This is a genomic window from Lentilitoribacter sp. Alg239-R112, assembly GCF_900537175.1.
Lineage (GTDB): Bacteria > Pseudomonadota > Alphaproteobacteria > Rhizobiales > Rhizobiaceae > Lentilitoribacter.
The window spans coordinates 345786-362977 of record NZ_LS999835.1 but is presented as its reverse complement, the minus strand read 5'-3'; the positions used below and the strand labels follow the sequence as shown (position 1 = coordinate 362977).

The window sequence follows — 17192 nt, the reverse complement described above, 5'->3', positions numbered from 1 at the left end:
ATTAGACCGAATTGACTGTATAATCACTGTTATTCTTAAGGTTTGGTATCTTTGCGCGCGCTTTTGCACTCACCTGCACATCAATGTCGGCAATAGCAATTCCAGTTTCATTGCCTTTAACTTCGGCCAAAACATCACCCCAAGGGCTCACAATCAGCGAATGTCCATAGGTCTTACGACCATCTTCATGTGTTCCACCTTGTGCAGCAGAAATCATAAAAGCGCCATTTTCTATCGCGCGAGCACGTTGCAATACATGCCAATGAGCCTGTCCAGTTTGCTCGGTAAACGCCGCCGGTGCAGTTAGAATCTGCGCACCCGCGATGGCTTGGTCTCTGAACAAATTGGGAAAGCGAACATCATAACAGATACCCAATCCAAATTTGGCCCCAGATGCTTCTACTATCACAGCCTCTCGGCCAGCTTGGTAAGTTGAACTTTCACGCCAACTCTCACCATAATCAAGATCAACGTCGAACATATGTAACTTGTCGTATCTCGCTTTCAGATTTCCGTTCTGAAAAAAGAATGCACGGTTAGCAACTTTACCATTATCGAGCGCAATAGCGGTCGATCCAATATGAATTATGATATTATGTTCCGCAGATAGACGGGACGCCATTTTGACTATCGGATCATCATCGTCGTTGAAAATCACAGCATATAACTCATCTCTGGTACTGTGGATGCATCCGGTCATTTCAGGCGTTTGAATATATTCAACACCCTTGATGGCAGCAGCATGTATGACCTGCTCAAGCTGAAGCGCCATCTCTAACGGATCCTTACTCGAGCGCATCTGCACAACTGCTGCTTTGATCATAATAACAATGAACCTGAATTAGTCTTCGAGCATAACGTTGAGCGCACCGCTATTCTCAAGCGCAAAAAGATCGTCGCAACCACCAACATGTTCCTTGCCAATAAAAATTTGCGGGAAAGTTGTTCCACCTTGTGATTTAGCAATCATCTCTTTCTTTAAGGCTGGATTAAATGTTGCGTCATGTTCGGTAAAAGCAACTCCTTTTTTAGACAAAAGTCGCTTTGCCGCGGTGCAAAATCCACAAAACTGTCGTGTATATATCGTTACGTCTTTCAAGTTATGATCCAGTTCAAATACCATTAAAGCTATTAAGTTATGAGGATATATAGTGATCTAATGGTTTGATATCAATGCTCATTCACGACCCGCGCAAAGGTTACAACTGACACCTCATCCGCTCCAGCTTGCAACAATGCTCGACTGGCAGCATCCACCGTAGCTCCCGTTGTATAAACATCATCAACAAGAATAATCCGCTTACCCAAAATGTCAGGCTTTTTATCTTCCTGCACGATAAATGCACCCCTAACATTATTTTGTCTTGCTATTGCTGGCAATCCGACCTGGGGAAGTGTGGATTTTTTACGTACCAACGCAGACGTCAAATAATTTTTATCAGTTTTTCGCGCTAAATTACGCGCCAGTTCAGCTGACTGATTGAACCGCCGGCTCAGAAGACGCCATCGATGCAAAGGTACAGGGACGATTATATCTACATCTACAAGGCAATCCCGCGCTGCTCTTACCATCCAGTTGACCATGAGATTTGATAGTTCCTGTCGATCCTTATACTTCATCAAGTGAACTATTTTTCTCGCAGCACCATCATACACAACCGCAGCTCTTGCCCGTTTATAGGGAGGAGGGTTTGCAATTACATCTGCGGAAACTATCCCCTCACCTAAATCAAATGCAAACGGATGGCCGGACACCTCACAGTAAGGTTTTTCAATAAATTTCACATCTTTCCAGCATTGTGCACATAAAGCGTTATGGTGACTTGAAAACACACCACAATTCGCACATATCGGTGGGTAAAGTAGCTGATCAACTGATGTAGCTAATCGCCTCGCAATCAGATATGCAAATGATAGATTATGTTTCATTTGCTTGACATTAACCCCAGATTACTTGTTAAGCGAGGATATAATTTCATTTTAAGAAGCCTAAGTCAGCCATGAAACTCATTATTGATCATGAAACCCTTCTGAAAAGAAGAATACGCGCCGAAAAAGCTAGCGTAAAAGGTGCAGATTTTTTGCTAAAATATGTAAATCAGGAATTAGATGAACGGCTTTCGGTAATTGAAAGAAAATTTAAAACAGCAATACAGCTGCACGGTTATACTGGTGATCTAGCGGATCGCATACGCCAACGTGGTCAGGCAGATCATTTTCAACTCATCGATTGGTTTCAGCAAAACCACGATGACGCTACATTAGTTACAAGTTTGGAAAAATTTCCAGACTTATCATCAAAAGCCGATCTCATTGTATCACCGCTTTCGCTGCACCTAACCAACGATACGCCCGGCATGTTCATGCAAATCAACAAAGCATTGTCCCCTGATGGTTTATTTTCTGGAGCCGTGCTGGGAGCTGGCACATTGCAAGAACTAAGAGAGTGCCTTTTGGTTGCAGAAACTGAATTATTTGGCGGTGCAAGCGCCCGCGTTCTACCATTTGCAGATATAAGAGATTTTGGCGGGCTTCTTCAAAGAGCAGGCTTTACCCTTCCCGTCATTGATAGCGAAGGCCTGACAGTACGATATGACAGTCTCTTTGCTTTGATGAAAGATTTAAGAGCTATGGGAATGACAAATTCATTAACCGACCGTTCAAAGAAACCTACCTCAAGAACTTTGTTTAAGCGGGCAAATGAAATCTACCTTGAGCGATTTTCCGATCATGATGGCCGCATACGCGCGAGTTTTAACATCATCTATCTAAACGGATGGAAGGCACATGACAGCCAGCAAAAGCCTTTAAAGCCAGGCTCAGCAAAACAACGCTTAGCCGATGCTCTTAATGTGGATGAGATTAAAGTTCAAAAATAGTCAACTATTTGGAGGCATTTTTAATGTTCATGTCACGCACTGAGTTAGTGTTATCTTGGTACAGGTCATCCAATGTATTTCCCATTTGAGACGCACCTGCAATTACCGATATCGATACTAATGCACCAATAAGTCCATACTCAATGGCAGTTGCACCACTGTTATTACTCCAAAATTTTCTGACTAGATTGAGCATTTCATCCACCATTTAGCTACTCGCAACCATCTGTCTTCAAACCGTTATCATAAATAATGCAGGTTTCGTTCGACGTTTGCGTGATTGAACGCCGGATAGTATAAACATTCGAACCAGAGCCTTGATTATTAAGGCTCTTCGGAAAAGCCTGAATGACCTTAGATCTCGAGACATTACCACCGCCAACTGAACTCGTTATTAGATTATCGTAGGCATCATTCTTGGATGAAGTATCACCTGCTACCATCGGCGTAACAACAAGTGCTAGTGCGACAGCGCCGCAAGCAAATAATACCGAGATGCGTAGCGCACTGGTACCACTACTTTTCGTCTCAAAAACATCATCACCTGATGAGGTCCAAAGCTCTTCATTTGCCATTACACTAATCCACTTATACGAGTTACAAAACAAGGATTGCATAATGTGATAAACGTTAACTTAACAAAAGCGCATTGTTTTCTGCTAATATCAATGGCTAGAAATAGTTATGTGATTAAAGGTAATCGAGCAAATGTGATATAAGAGGCTCATCCGCTGGGGGCATATCGTAGTCTCTCAGCTGTTTAGCACGCACCCATTTTAATGCCTGACCTTCCCTCGGCTGAGGTGTTCCCCAAAACCGGCGGCATATAAATAATGGCATTAATAGATGAAATGCGTCATAGGAATGAGACGCAAATGTTAGGGGAGCTAGACAACTTTCTTTAGTTTCAATACCCAATTCTTCTTCTAGCTCACGAATAAGAGCACTTTCCGGCGTCTCACCATTTTCAATTTTGCCGCCAGGAAATTCCCACAAGCCAGCCATAGATTTCCCCACCGGACGCTGGGCAATTAATATGCGGTTGTCCGCATCAACCAACGCGCAAGCAACCACGCAGACAATTTTAGTTTCATCTGGCATTACAATGCATGATCCGGTTGTTTGCGATAGCTGTATCGATAGATCTCTTTAAAACCAATTTGATCATAAAGTGCGCGCGCGGGCGCATTCGCTTTTTCAACCTGCAGCCAAACTCGTTTCGAACCATTATAGCGAGCCCACAAAATCGCTGACTTTAAAATTGCGCGCGCGTGCCCCGCACGCTGACATTGTTTGCTTGTTCCAACATCCAAGAGGCCCGCATATTCATCATCGTGCACACAAAGTGCAGATGATACCACGCCGCCTTCTTCATCTTTTAACAGAAAAAATCCTGTCTTCGGTTTAATCGAAGTAACAATCTCTGTGAGGCCAGCTTTAAAATCACGATCCCTCTCTCGGATTTTAACGGCAGCGTCGACATAAAGGCCTACATCCTGAACTGGCACCATATCAACCGCATCATCAAGGTTAATTGCATCTATATCCACCATTAACACGATAGATTCATCAAATCTTACCCAACCACGCGCATCAAGAAAACTATCCAATTGCGGAGGCGCCAGCGGTGATTGGCGAAAAACAAGTGGTCGATTATAGGATTCGAACCTTCGTGTTGCTCGCTCAATGCGCTCTTCGATCTGATGATGATCTGATGGATCAAGCGGGTTAACCGAGTTCAATCGCTTGGACGGATGGCCTGCTGTTTGTCTTATCAACCAGCTGCCATCATAAAATGTTGATGCAGCTGGCCACGCACGAAAAGCCAGTGCTTCTAGTCGCCTAACAATTGCATGTTTCAACATATCAACGCCACACTGTTAAGATCGATAATCGCCATTAATTGCCACATATTCTTTTGTTAAATCACACGTCCAAACCTTGGCTTGACCAGAGCCAATTCCAAGATCAACTTTAAGATAAATTTCATCACCCTTCATTTGAAGTGACGCTTCATCTTCAGAATAATCGGGATCACGTTCGCCAGCAACAGCAACGCGAACATCACCAAACCAAATTGCGATTCTATCACGATCAGCTTCTTCACCCGCTTTGCCAACAGCCATAACGACACGGCCCCAATTGGCATCTTCACCCGCGATTGCAGTTTTTACCAATGGTGAATTTGCAATGGATAATCCAACGACCTTTGCCGATTGGTCCGATGACGCACCAGTAACATGTATTTCCACATGTTTGGTCGCACCTTCTCCATCACGAACAATTTGCATCGATAGATCATGCATAAGTGCTCGAAGAGCCTGGGAGAAAGATTCCAGAGCCGTATCATCTACACGCTCAACTTTATCGCCCTTTGCACCCGTGGCGAATAAAAGCACTGTATCAGAAGTGGATGTGTCGCTATCCACTGTTATGGCATTAAAACTTGTATCAACATGAATGGACAAAAGGCTTTGCAAAACATCTGATGGAATATTTGCATCTGTCACAATAAAGGAAAGCATAGTTGCCATATCAGGCATAATCATGCCCGAGCCCTTGGCAATACCATTAATAGTAACTGGTTCGCCATTTATACTCGTCGTGATAGTGGCAACTTTAGGATAGGTATCAGTCGTCATAATAGCCTTGGCAGCACTAAGCCAATTATCTTCTATGCCCCCTGCCACGAGTTCATCCATCACACCAGCAAATTTTCCAGCATCAAGCGGCTCGCCAATAACACCTGTTGATGCAAGATAGATCTCATCCTCGGTACATCCAATCGCGTTTGCAGCCATTTGTGCCGTATCACGTGTCGCGTCTGCACCCTTAACGCCTGTAAAAGCGTTAGCATTACCTGAGTTGACAACAAGCGCCTTCGCTACACCTTTGGAAAGGTTCCTCTGGCAAAAATCAACGGGAGCACTCGCACATTTTGATTTGGTAAATACGCCAGCAACCGATGCTGGAGTGTCAAATGTCATCAACAAAACGTCATCGCGGCCAGAATATTTAATTCCAGCCTCAATGGTTTGCATTTTAACACCAGCAATTGGCGGCAACTCCGCAAATTTTTTGGGCGCTAAAGGTGATACTTTCATTTAGTCAGGCCCTACTTTGGAGCATTTTGTTCGTAGGCAGTTTTCAAACCTTCATCCAAAATCTCAATTTCAACCTCCGCACGGGCAGTTTTTACAAGTTCAAGATAACGCTCACGCAGCAATACTTGACGCATATTATCACTTACTTCTTCAAATTTAGGGAATGGGCGATCACGTTTTTCTTCTAGTTTGATAACATGAAAACCAAATTGTGTTTTAACAGGCTCCTTTGTATAAGCACCAGCCTCAAGTGCAAAAGCTGCCGTTTCAAATTCAGGAACCATTTGTCCTGATCCAAAGAAACCGAGATCACCACCATTGGGGCCACTTGGACCTGTGGATTTTTCCTTCGCAAGCTCTACGAAATCAGTACCTTCATCCAACTGTGTGATAACGGCTTTCGCTTCCTCTAATGTTTTGACAAGAATGTGACGTGCTCGAACTTCAACTTCTGGAGTTGCAGCCGCAAGCTCTTTATCAAAACGAGCTTTTGCATCTTCTTCGGTAACTGATGTAATAACCTTCTTTTGAAAATACGCATTGTGCAATGTTCGTTCTCTTAGAAGCTGCATACGTTTTTTGAAGTCATCACCATCTGCAAATTTCTCAGCTTCGGCCTTCTTTGCCAATGATTTTACATCAATAATTGCCGACAAAACCGCAAGACGCTTCTGTTCACCTTGTAGCTGCGCAAATGATTGATCAAGTGTTTGAAACAGATCAAAGTCACTTTGTTTAATTTCAACACCATCAATTTTAGCAATCAATGCATCACTATCTTGTGCATTTGAAGTGAGTGGTGAGAGTGTTAAAGCAACTGCTGTTGCAACACCTGCAGCGAATTTTAAATAACTCATTGAATATCCCTTTTTATAAAAGCACGGCAGCTGATAAGCCTGATCCTGTTGACATCGCTTAAACTCACTCTTATCTGTCAGGCAAAGCGGCGTATTATTTCATTCTTTTACGTACGCTTAAACGAAATAACAACCGTTTTACGGCATGAAAGTTCAAGTATCCGCCTCGCGTCAAAAATCGAGCAAGTGAGGCAGCAAACCAGAAAGGACCATTTCCATGGTCAGCTTCGGCGCAATCGCACAAAAAATCTTCGGCTCCTCAAATGAGCGCCGCATTCGCGGCTATAAACCAAAAGTCGATGCCATCAATGCAATGGAAGCAGAAATTGCAGCCCTTTCCGATGATGAACTGAAAGCACAAACCGATAAGTTGAGGGCTGAATTGGCAGGCGGTAAGTCAGTCGATGATATTTTGGTGCCTGCATTTGCAACGGTACGTGAAGCGTCAAAGCGCGTTTTAGGTTTACGACCTTTTGACGTGCAACTAATTGGTGGCATGATTTTGCATGAAAATGCAATTTCTGAGATGAAAACGGGTGAAGGTAAAACTCTCGTAGCAACGCTACCAACCTATCTCAATGCCCTTTCAGGCAAAGGCGTTCACGTCGTCACAGTAAACGATTATCTTGCAACACGCGATTCTGAATGGATGGGCAAACTCTTTAGTTTTCTTGGTATGACAACAGCAACCATCGTTCATGGACTTGAAGATGACGAACGCCGTGCTGCATACGCATGTGATGTCACATATGGCACAAATAACGAACTTGGCTTTGATTATTTGCGCGATAATATGAAATACGAGCGTTCACAAATGGTGCAGCGCGGACATCATTTTGCAATTGTCGATGAGGTTGATTCAATTCTTATCGATGAAGCAAGAACACCGCTAGTAATCTCTGGGCCACTTGAAGACAAGTCCGACCTTTACACCAGCGTTGATACATTTATCCCTCTATTGGATGACAGCGATTATGAGCTTGATGAAAAGCAACGCTCAGCCAACTTTACTGAAGAAGGTACGGAGAAGCTGGAAAAACTTCTCACAGAGGCAGACCTATTAAAAGGTGAATCACTTTATGATGTCGAAAATGTTTCTATCGTACATCATATCAACAATGCCTTACGTGCGCATAAATTGTTTACACGTGACAAGGATTATATCGTTCGCAACGGTGAAATTGTTATTATTGATGAATTTACTGGTCGAATGATGCCAGGTCGTCGTTATGGCGAAGGTCAACACCAAGCGCTCGAAGCAAAGGAAAAGGTTACTATTCAACCAGAAAATCAAACTCTGGCCTCAGTAACCTTCCAAAACTACTTCCGCATGTATGACAAACTTGGTGGTATGACAGGCACAGCCTCTACCGAAGCAGAAGAGTTTGCTAATATTTATGGTCTTGGCGTGGTTGAAGTTCCAACCAATGTTCCAATCTCCCGTATCGACGACGACGACGAAGTCTACCGCACTGTCGAAGAAAAATATCAGGCTATTATCAAAGAGATCAAAGCCGCTTCCGATAAAAAACAACCAGTTCTTGTTGGTACAACTTCGATTGAAAAATCTGAGCAACTAGCTGAATTATTAAAAAATGCAGGTGTCGAAGGGTTTAATGTCCTCAACGCTCGCTACCACGAACAGGAAGCTGCTATCGTCTCACAAGCTGGTGTACCGGGGGCTGTAACCATTGCGACCAACATGGCTGGTCGCGGGACAGATATTCAGCTTGGTGGCAATCTTGATATGCGAGTTGCACTTGAGCTTGGTGAAATGGAAGAAGGTCCGGAACGAACAAAAAAAGAAGCCGAGATCAAGGCTGACGTCGAAAAGCTCAAAAAAGAAGCGCTCGATGCTGGCGGTTTGTTTGTTCTGGCTACAGAGCGTCACGAAAGTCGCCGCATCGATAACCAGTTGCGCGGTCGTTCAGGCCGTCAGGGCGATCCGGGTCGTTCAATCTTCTTCTTATCATTGCAAGATGACCTTATGCGTATATTTGGTTCCGAACGTATGGATGGAATGTTGCAAAAGCTTGGTCTCGAAGAAGGTGAAGCAATTGTTCACCCATGGATCAACAAGGCACTTGAACGCGCTCAGAAAAAAGTCGAAGCGCGCAACTTTGATGTTCGAAAAAACTTGCTGAAATTTGATGATGTAATGAATGATCAACGAACGGTTATTTTTGAACAGCGTCTAGAACTTATGGATGCTGAAGATATTTCAGAAACTGTCGCTGAAATGCGCCAGGATGTTATTGATGATCTCATCAGCCAACATATTCCAGAAAATGCATATCCTGCGCAATGGTCAACGGCTCAACTTAGAGAAGACATCCAAACTTATCTCAATGTCGATGTTCCAGTTGACGAGTGGGCAGAAGAAGAAGGTATTGCCGAAGATAATATCCATGAGCGACTAACCGAAATTGTCGAAAATATTGCTAAAGAAAAAGCAGAACGCTTCGGCCCTGAAATCAACACATATGTACAAAAATCTGTTGTTCTTCAAACACTTGACCAATTGTGGCGAGAACATCTCGTCAACCTTGAATCACTCCGTTCTGTCGTAGGATTACGAGGCTATGCACAACGCGATCCATTGCAAGAATATAAATCGGAAGGCTTTGAGCTTTTCCAGGCATTGCTCGCAAATCTACGTCAGGTTGTTACATCTCAGCTTATGCGCGTAGAATTAGCCCAACAAGCAGAAGAACCTGCTCCACAGCCCCCAGAGGTTATGGAAGCAAGTCATGCAAGCGCTGGCGACAGCGAAGCTGACGGAGCGTCATTTCAAACGCAAACCATGTCTAACCAAATTGTAGCTCCAGAAGATCGTGACCCGAATGACCAAACAACTTGGGGCAAAGTTGGTAGAAATGAAGCTTGTCCTTGTGGCAGTGGTAAGAAATATAAGCATTGCCATGGCTCGTTTGCACCTGAGAACATTTGAGTAAAACATTGACTTTGCTTTAATCAATACACTTTGTTAACGCTGTTTCACTACAATTTGCACAAACTTTAAATGCAAATATGTGGTGAGTGTGCCAGACGTAATTTTGTCAGTATTGCAAAGACTTATGCCCAGTCGACTTAGTCGGTTGGCTCTGCCGAGGCTTGCTCAGATTTTTGCAATTCTGGAAAACACAGACGGTACGAGAAATGCGGAACGTACAGCATTACTTGCTTTTGCTATTCGTATCCTCTCGGCAGCCGTTGCATTTTTGTCTCAAATTATTCTTGCCAGAAGCATGGGAGGTTTCGAATACGGAATTTTCGTATTCATCTGGGTGTTTGTCATTATTGCCGGAAATCTATCCTGCCTTGGCCTTCATACAACGGTTATTAAGTTCCTACCCCAATATGAAACAACAGGTCAAAACTCTCACATTCGGGGCCTAACGTTTATATCTCGTGTTTTTGCAATCATCATCGCTTCCATCTTCGCGTTAATCGGTGTTGGTGCTGTTTTCTTTTTCGAAAACTCCATCCCAGACTATTATCTCGTTCCTATTATTTTAGGTGGATGCGCCATTCCCATGATCGCATTAGGCGACGTATTGGATGGAACATCCCGCGCGAACAATTGGCCAATTGTTGCGCTAAGTCCAACTTTTATAATTCGTCCAGGCCTCATTATTCTATTTGTGCTGGGGGCAATTTTGATAGGGTATGAAGCAAATGCAAGACTTGCGCTGCTGTGCGCACTCGCATCAACATACATAACAACATTAGCGCAATTCATAACCGTGACTTACAAGTTAGGAAATCGTTTTCAAAAAGGTCATTATGAATGGGAGATCAAACAATGGGTTGGCGTTTCTATACCCATTTTTTTTATCGAGGGTTTCTACTATCTTTTAACAAATGCGGATGTGATCATTGTAGGGTTTTTCTTGTCTCCTGAACGCGTTGCAATTTATTTTGCCGCTGCAAAAACAATGGCATTGGTTCACTTTATATATTTTGCAGTAAAAGCTGGTGCCGCCCCACGCTTCTCAGCATTGTATGCATCTGGCGACATGGATGCACTTAATAAATTTGTAAAACAAACAGCCCGTTGGACATTTTTCCCAACAATTGCCATGGGCGCATTTGTTATAGTATTTGGCCAATTTATATTGTCCATGTTTGGTGAAAGTTTTATAGAAGGCTACACCGTTATGGCAATCCTGCTCATTGGCATCCTTGCAAAGGCCTGCATTGGTCCTGGCGAAGTGCTACTATTTATGGCAGGCCATCAAAAAATCTGCACGATTATCTATGCAGTCACTCTAAGTGCCAATCTTAGCTTAAACTTTGCTCTAATCCCGCTGTTTGGGATAATGGGCGCCGCGATGGCTACCGCGGGTGCTATGTTTATCGAAGCAATCTTACTTTTCATCGTGATCTACAAAAAAATGGATATCATGATGTTTGTATTTAGTCCCGCGACAAAACAAAATGTTCCTAACTACACTGTCCAAACTAATAGAAAGTCTACGTCATGATTGATGAGCAAGACATGATGTCAAAAGCAGCCTCTAGCCTGCAAACAACTGCGACGCACAACGAACTGGCTATTGAGCCTGATCGAATGATCCGCATCGGGACAGAGGGACGTGAACTGGCTATCTATCCCGCTCGATCCGGCTATGAGCTAGAGCGAGAATTGGAATTTATCTCCAACAGAGCGCTTGAGCCAAACATCTTTTTCACCAGTGGCTTTCTAGCACCTGCTATGCCGCGCCTCGACAATCGAACCGTCCAATTATGCGTCATGCGAGATGTAAACGCGCAGCGCAGTCGTATACGATTGCTATTACCTTTTTCAGTTGAAAAACCAAACTTGGGTATTGGCGTTCCAATTATGCGGATCTGGTCCAATGAATATGGTCCATTAGGAACCCCGCTTATTGATAGCGAAAATGCTCTTCAAAGCTTGGATGACTTTATGGAAGGCGTATCTCGAGATGAGATGAAACTTCCAAATGTTTTAGTTTTTCCCGATATTCGTCTAGACAGCTCCTTTGCGCGGATGATGAGCGGTATCGCATTAAGCAAAAATCTGCCACTCGCGATAACAAATAAGTTTGAAAGGCCAATGCTTGAAAGTGAAATTGATTCACCGGACTATATTTCAAGCGCCATCTCCAAACATCATTTACGCGATCTAGAGCGCCAACGACGCCGGCTTGCAGAAATGGGTGAACTGGAATTTGTTATTGCCAGACAGCCCGGTGACATCCGTGTTGCACTTGATGAGTTTTTACATTTGGAAAACAAGGGCTGGAAAGGCCAGAAAAAGACATCTCTTGTTGCAGACCGACACCGTGCAGCATTTGCAAGAGAAGCCGTACAAAACCTCGCTGAGCTAGACCGTGTTCGCATCCACTCGTTGCAGCTTGACGGTAAAGTAATTGCCTCACTTATTGTGTTTGTTATGGGTGGTGAAAGTTACACTTGGAAAACAACATTTGATGAAGATTACTCGACGCTTTCTGTTGGTAAATTACTCATGCAACAGACAACTGAATGGCAACTTGATGACTTCAATACTATTCGAACTGATTCTTGTGCCGTTCCAGACCACCCGATCATGTCACGTTTTTGGAAAGAGCGTTGCGAGATGGGAACAATTATCGTGGGCACCAGCCCCAATAGTGATAAAGACGTTCGCCAAGTTACCAAACAATTGGATATTTACAGAAGCTCTAAGAATTTGGCGAAAAATATACGTGATAAAGTACGCGCGATAGCTAAGAACAAATTCTAAATCATAAAAGGTGCTTTGTGCAGCAATAAAGTTCGTGTAAGCAGTCACAAAACTAATTTGAGATCTTATTCATGCTGTTCATCCGCTCTGCCCTTTTTAATATTGCATTTTACATCAACACGATTGGCCGGTTGATCATCATGCTCCCTTGGCTTTATTTCGGCAGTAAAGAAACAGTACTCGCACAAGCAAAAGCATGGGGCCAATCATCTATTAAGTTGCAGGAGATTATTGCAGGCACCAAAGTCGAAATAGAGGGTTTAGAGAACTTACCCAAAGACAGAGGCTTCATAGTTGCCGCCCAACATCAATCTTTTTGGGATACATTTGCGTTTTTTCAATATATTGACAGTCCCGTTTTCATTTTCAAACAAGAACTACTACGAATACCATTGTTCGGCAGATGCCTTACGAAGCTTAAAATGATTTCTGTCGACCGTGGAGCCAAAGGCAAAGCTATGGCAAGCGTTATGGTCGGTGCCAAACGAGAAATAGGTCAAAACGGTCGTCAATTATTTATATTTCCGGAAGGTACCCGCAGCCCAGTGGGTGCACCACTTGACTATAAATTCGGAGCCGCACGCATCTATAGTGGCATTGACGTGCCGCTTGTTCCAATCGCGCTCGTATCTGGTCTGTACTGGCCACGCCATTCATTCTTACGTCAACCAGGTCATTTCAAGGCACGAATATTACCCCCAATCGAACCTGGCCTATCCATTAGAGATGCACTGGAAAAACTGACCAACGTCACACAGGAAGCTTCGGATGAACTGTTGCTGGATGCAGTGGAAAACAATCCAAATCTACCCTTGCCACCGCTTGTAGTGCAAAGACTGGAAGATATTAAATCATCCGCTACGGTTTAAGCCTTCTATCAACGTCTTCAAGCCAGGCATCGCGCAGCTTCATTTCGCGGAGATGCTCTACTGTACTTCGTACATAGTCAACATTATGCCCCGATTGACCTTTTGCAGACTGAACAACATGCGCGGCAGTTTCAGCCGACAAACCGCTTGCATATTGCTTATGTTGCCTGTCAACAATGTAACAGTAAGCAGGTACACGACGCTTGTCATGTAGCTTAAGATTACAAACGCGCTCAATGTAAACATTTGTCACCAGTTCACGCCCATGAAGATATTCCATAACCTCATCATGAATATTGCGAGAAACTTTAAACGCAATTCCACTGCATGATCCCCCGGTATCTAACCCCAAAACCAGACCCGGTTTCTCCGGCGTTCCACGATGAACATGGGAATGAACACATAAAGACCGTCGATAGCCATATAAATGTGCTCTGTGTTGCTCTATAAACTCAAACCCTGGCCGCCACATAAGCGATCCGTAACCGAAGACCCAAAAATCGTCCATATTATATGCCATTGATTCCAATAAGGTGAACTTCACACCATGCAATGCACAACATAGGAAAGCAAATCAAGTGATCAATTCTACTAAATCAGCAGGCATGCAACCGCGCACGAAGATATTATGGTTGGGCATTAGCATCGTCTTTGTTGTTGTTGCAGTATATCTAGGTTGGAATTGGACCGCAGATGAAATGAAAGTGCGTGTTAGTGATAAACTCGCTGAGTTTTCATCAGATGGCAAAACTATCACGTGTAACAACTTAGATGTTGAAGGCTTTCCATTCCGGTTGGGACTTCGTTGTTCGCACACAGCATTTGATGACAATAGACGACGGTTTGGATTATCCGCAGGTGCATTACGAACAGCCGCCCAAATATACAAACCTGGCAAAATCATCGCTGAACTTGATGGCCCCATGCTTTTATCTGACAAGAGCAATCAATTGGAAATCAATTGGCAAAACCTAAAAGCAAGCGCCAGTATTGATCTCACAAATATCAATCGCACCTCCGTGGAAGCATCAAACCTTCGCGTGGATTTCAAAAACACAATCTTTAAAGATCTTGGTTCCCTACTAGCTGACGATTTACAAATTCATCTGCGACAGAATGAGAATGATCTTGATGTTGCCGCAAGTGCGGACAAATTAATCGCTCAAACCAAGGGGACCAAAACAATACTGCCCGCTTCTGAGTTTTTCATGGTTGCAAAGCTTATAGATGGGGCAAACGCATTAGAACATACACGTTCAGGCGAAGATTTTGATATCCGAAGTTCAAATATCAATCTTGAGCACTTCAATTTCATAAGTGAAAACGGTGCGAAAATTTCTGCAGATGGTCCTCTTAATATTTCGGCAAAGGGATTACTAAGTGGAGAATTAAATCTGATCATAAACAACGCGTCGGACTTTCTACAAATCGCGCAAAAGAACTATCCAGAACTTAGCCAAAACATTGCACAGATCAATGCCCTACTCCCAATGTTTCAAAATAGGGCAAATGGCGATATCCAATTCAAACTCACACTCAGAGACGGTTTTGTGCAAGCGGGATTATTCCCGCTCGGTTTTATTCCCGCCATCTGATTGGGAATCTAAGGGTGCATCTGTAGAGAGATGACGTCCAAAATCCGGAACATCAACATCTTGTCCGGCCTCAATAATTGAGCGTCGAACCGCGCGAGTGCGTGAAAATAAATCAAACAATTCGTCACCCTTGCCCCAACGAATTGCCTTCTGTAATGAGGATAAATCTTCAGAAAACCGTGCAAGCATCTCAAGAATAGCATCTTTATTGTGCAAACAAACATCACGCCACATTGTCGGGTCTGACGCTGCAAGGCGTGTAAAATCACGAAAACCTGAAGCTGAATACTTAATTACTTCAGAATCCGTGACTGTTTCCATATCACTCGCTGTTCCAACAATATTGTATGAAATCAACTGAGGTAAATGAGAAACAATTGCAAGAACGCGATCATGATGTTCATGTTCCATGACATCTATATTAGAGCCGCAAGCGCGCCAAAATTGTGAGAGTTTATCTTGCGCATCCGGATCAGTATTTTCAAGCGGGGTTAAAATACACCAACGCCCTTCAAACAACTCGGAAAATCCAGCATCAGGACCTGAACGCTCGGTACCCGCAATTGGGTGACCTGGTATAAAATGCACGCCATCTGGAATATGAGGAACCATCTGTTCAATAACCGACGTTTTAGTCGATCCAACATCGGTGACGATAGCACCTGGTTTTAAATGAAAAGCAATATCCTTCGCAACTGCACCAGACGCGCCAACCGGCACAGACACAATGATCAAATCCGCATGCCGGACAATATCTGCATAGTCAGTAGAATACTCATCACCCAAATCAAGCGCACGAGCCTCATCAAGCGTTGTTTGAGAACGCGTCATAATTGCAATTGTTTCGGCAAGTTTCTTTTCTCTTATCACCCTTGCAAGAGATGATCCAATAAGGCCAATACCAATAAGCGCTATTTTATTAAAATGAATATCACCCATTATGATCTACCCATAAAATCTTGCAGCGCGGCAATAACACCTTCATTCGCCTCATCACCTCCAATTGTCATTCGCAATGAATTTGGAAGCCCATAACCACCAACAGCGCGCAAGATAAACCCCTTGGATAAAAGATAATCATTTGCCTTTGCGGCAGTATGTACACCATCTTGAGGAAACGTGATCAACACAAAATTGCCAACCGATGGTGTTACATCAAGACCGATTTTCGTCAGGCCCTGTGTCACCTTCTCAAGCCAAATCAGATTGTGATCAATAGCATCTTCAATATGCTTCTTATCGGCCACCGCAGCAGCGCCCGCAGCAATTGCCACAGCATTGACGTTAAATGGCCCGCGTACACGATTAAGCGCATCAATAATTTTCAACGGTGCGTAAATCCAGCCAATCCGCAAGCCAGCAAGACCATAAATCTTGGAAAATGTACGTGTCATAACTACGTTTTCATTTGCAGATACCATCTCAATGCCCGCTTCAAAGTCATTTTTACGGACATATTCAGCATATGCTGCATCCAAAACAAGAATGACATGTTTTGGCAGTCCATCATGGAGCCGTCGCAATTCACTGCTGGGCAGATAAGTACCTGTCGGATTATTTGGATTTGCTAAAAACACCATCTTGGTTCGGGGTGTTATCGCCGCAAGCACGGCGTCCACATCAACAGTGAGGTTTTTTTCCTTAACGACGACAGGCGTTGCACCGCTGGCAAGGATTTCAATTTTATAAACAAGAAAACCATGCTCTGAGTAAATTGCCTCATCACCCTGAGAGAGATATGTCCGGCTCAATAAACCAAGAAGCTCATCTGAACCATTGCCACACAAAATATTATCAGCATTTAAACCGTGCACCGATGCGATTGCTTCACGCAGAACCAAAGATGAGCCTTCAGGATATAGTTCCAATTCCTCGAGCGTATTTCTAATCGCTTCTTGCACACGTGGACTTGCTCCAAGCGGTGTTTCGTTTGAAGAAAGTTTATGGATTTTAGTCGCACCTGTTGCTTTGCTCTTGCCAGGCACATAAGCAGCAATTTCCAGAATACTAGAATTCGGTTCAGGGGTTTGTTTGTCCGCCATCACGCTCTCCAACAGTTTAAACAATAAAATCCATATTTTATGGTGTTCGATTATACGCTTATGAGCATATTGTCGAGCAGACAAAAGTTTTCTG

General features: G+C 43.6%; 18 protein-coding genes. 6 read left to right on the top strand and 12 right to left on the bottom strand.

Features of this window, described 5'->3' with window-relative positions:
* Position 1: 1 nt before the first annotated feature.
* The 3 genes from G3W54_RS18635 to G3W54_RS18625 form a co-directional block, all read right to left on the bottom strand.
* Positions 2-823 (bottom strand): carbon-nitrogen hydrolase family protein, encoded by an 822-nt coding sequence (locus G3W54_RS18635; protein WP_162654794.1) that lies wholly within the window; start codon positions 821-823, stop codon positions 2-4.
* Between the two features lie 18 nt (positions 824-841).
* Complete coding sequence (gene grxC / locus G3W54_RS18630) at positions 842-1099, bottom strand: glutaredoxin 3 (protein WP_162654793.1); 258 nt, start codon at positions 1097-1099, stop codon at positions 842-844.
* Between the two features lie 71 nt (positions 1100-1170).
* Complete coding sequence (locus tag G3W54_RS18625; protein ID WP_162654792.1) at positions 1171-1929, bottom strand: ComF family protein; 759 nt, start codon at positions 1927-1929, stop codon at positions 1171-1173.
* A gap of 71 nt (positions 1930-2000) precedes the next feature.
* Here G3W54_RS18625 and G3W54_RS18620 point away from each other — a divergent pair, with 71 nt between their 5' ends.
* Positions 2001-2879 carry a class I SAM-dependent methyltransferase gene (locus G3W54_RS18620; RefSeq protein ID WP_162654791.1) on the top strand — a complete coding sequence of 293 codons (879 nt, stop codon included), beginning with the start codon at positions 2001-2003 and terminating at the stop codon, positions 2877-2879.
* A 4-nt stretch (positions 2880-2883) separates the two neighbouring features.
* Here the strand turns inward: G3W54_RS18620 and G3W54_RS18615 are convergent, their stop codons facing one another.
* The 6 genes from G3W54_RS18615 to G3W54_RS18590 form a co-directional block, all read right to left on the bottom strand.
* Complete coding sequence (locus G3W54_RS18615) at positions 2884-3075, bottom strand: Flp family type IVb pilin (RefSeq protein WP_162654790.1); 192 nt, start codon at positions 3073-3075, stop codon at positions 2884-2886.
* A gap of 16 nt (positions 3076-3091) precedes the next feature.
* The gene (locus G3W54_RS18610) at positions 3092-3454 is read right to left on the bottom strand and encodes a hypothetical protein (RefSeq protein WP_162654789.1); all 363 of its coding nucleotides are present in this window, start codon (positions 3452-3454) and stop codon (positions 3092-3094) included.
* A 115-nt stretch (positions 3455-3569) separates the two neighbouring features.
* Entirely contained in the window at positions 3570-3980 is a 411-nt protein-coding gene (gene mutT / locus G3W54_RS18605; RefSeq protein WP_162654788.1) for an 8-oxo-dGTP diphosphatase MutT, read from the bottom strand.
* A complete protein-coding gene (locus G3W54_RS18600) occupies positions 3980-4744 on the bottom strand; it encodes a GNAT family N-acetyltransferase (RefSeq protein WP_162654787.1) in 765 nt (254 codons plus the stop codon). Before G3W54_RS18600 ends, mutT begins: the two co-directional genes overlap by 1 nt.
* Positions 4745-4759: 15 nt before the next feature.
* Entirely contained in the window at positions 4760-5983 is a 1224-nt protein-coding gene (gene argJ, locus G3W54_RS18595) for a bifunctional glutamate N-acetyltransferase/amino-acid acetyltransferase ArgJ (protein ID WP_162654786.1), read from the bottom strand.
* A gap of 11 nt (positions 5984-5994) precedes the next feature.
* Positions 5995-6840, bottom strand: a complete 846-nt coding sequence (locus tag G3W54_RS18590) for a peptidylprolyl isomerase (RefSeq protein WP_162654785.1) — start codon at positions 6838-6840, stop codon at positions 5995-5997.
* Between the two features lie 217 nt (positions 6841-7057).
* Between G3W54_RS18590 and secA the strand changes: the two genes are divergently transcribed.
* From secA to G3W54_RS18570, 4 genes are all read left to right on the top strand, one after another.
* Positions 7058-9790, top strand: a complete 2733-nt coding sequence (gene secA / locus G3W54_RS18585; RefSeq protein WP_162654784.1) for a preprotein translocase subunit SecA — start codon at positions 7058-7060, stop codon at positions 9788-9790.
* Positions 9791-9881: 91 nt separating this feature from the next.
* Positions 9882-11327: a lipopolysaccharide biosynthesis protein gene (locus tag G3W54_RS18580; RefSeq protein ID WP_244627994.1), complete on the top strand. Its 1446-nt coding sequence runs from the start codon at positions 9882-9884 to the stop codon at positions 11325-11327.
* Complete coding sequence (locus tag G3W54_RS18575) at positions 11324-12592, top strand: GNAT family N-acetyltransferase (protein ID WP_162654783.1); 1269 nt, start codon at positions 11324-11326, stop codon at positions 12590-12592. Before G3W54_RS18580 ends, G3W54_RS18575 begins: the two co-directional genes overlap by 4 nt.
* A gap of 71 nt (positions 12593-12663) precedes the next feature.
* Positions 12664-13461: a lysophospholipid acyltransferase family protein gene (locus G3W54_RS18570; protein WP_162654782.1), complete on the top strand. Its 798-nt coding sequence runs from the start codon at positions 12664-12666 to the stop codon at positions 13459-13461.
* Here the strand turns inward: G3W54_RS18570 and G3W54_RS18565 are convergent.
* Positions 13451-13969: a gamma-glutamylcyclotransferase gene (locus G3W54_RS18565; protein ID WP_162654781.1), complete on the bottom strand. Its 519-nt coding sequence runs from the start codon at positions 13967-13969 to the stop codon at positions 13451-13453. The two genes, G3W54_RS18570 and G3W54_RS18565, sit on opposite strands and share 11 nt — an antisense overlap.
* Before the next feature lie 70 nt (positions 13970-14039).
* Here G3W54_RS18565 and G3W54_RS18560 point away from each other — a divergent pair, with 70 nt between their 5' ends.
* Complete coding sequence (locus G3W54_RS18560) at positions 14040-15056, top strand: DUF2125 domain-containing protein (protein WP_162654780.1); 1017 nt, start codon at positions 14040-14042, stop codon at positions 15054-15056.
* Here the strand turns inward: G3W54_RS18560 and G3W54_RS18555 are convergent.
* Together G3W54_RS18555 and hisC are read right to left on the bottom strand one after the other, a co-directional pair.
* Positions 15024-15995 carry a prephenate/arogenate dehydrogenase family protein gene (locus G3W54_RS18555; RefSeq protein WP_162654779.1) on the bottom strand — a complete coding sequence of 324 codons (972 nt, stop codon included), beginning with the start codon at positions 15993-15995 and terminating at the stop codon, positions 15024-15026. The two genes, G3W54_RS18560 and G3W54_RS18555, sit on opposite strands and share 33 nt — an antisense overlap.
* On the bottom strand, positions 15995-17098 hold the full coding sequence (gene hisC, locus G3W54_RS18550; protein ID WP_162654778.1) for a histidinol-phosphate transaminase: 1104 nt from the start codon (positions 17096-17098) through the stop codon (positions 15995-15997). The genes G3W54_RS18555 and hisC overlap by 1 nt, the downstream gene beginning before the upstream one ends.
* Between the last annotated feature and the right edge of the window lie 94 nt (positions 17099-17192).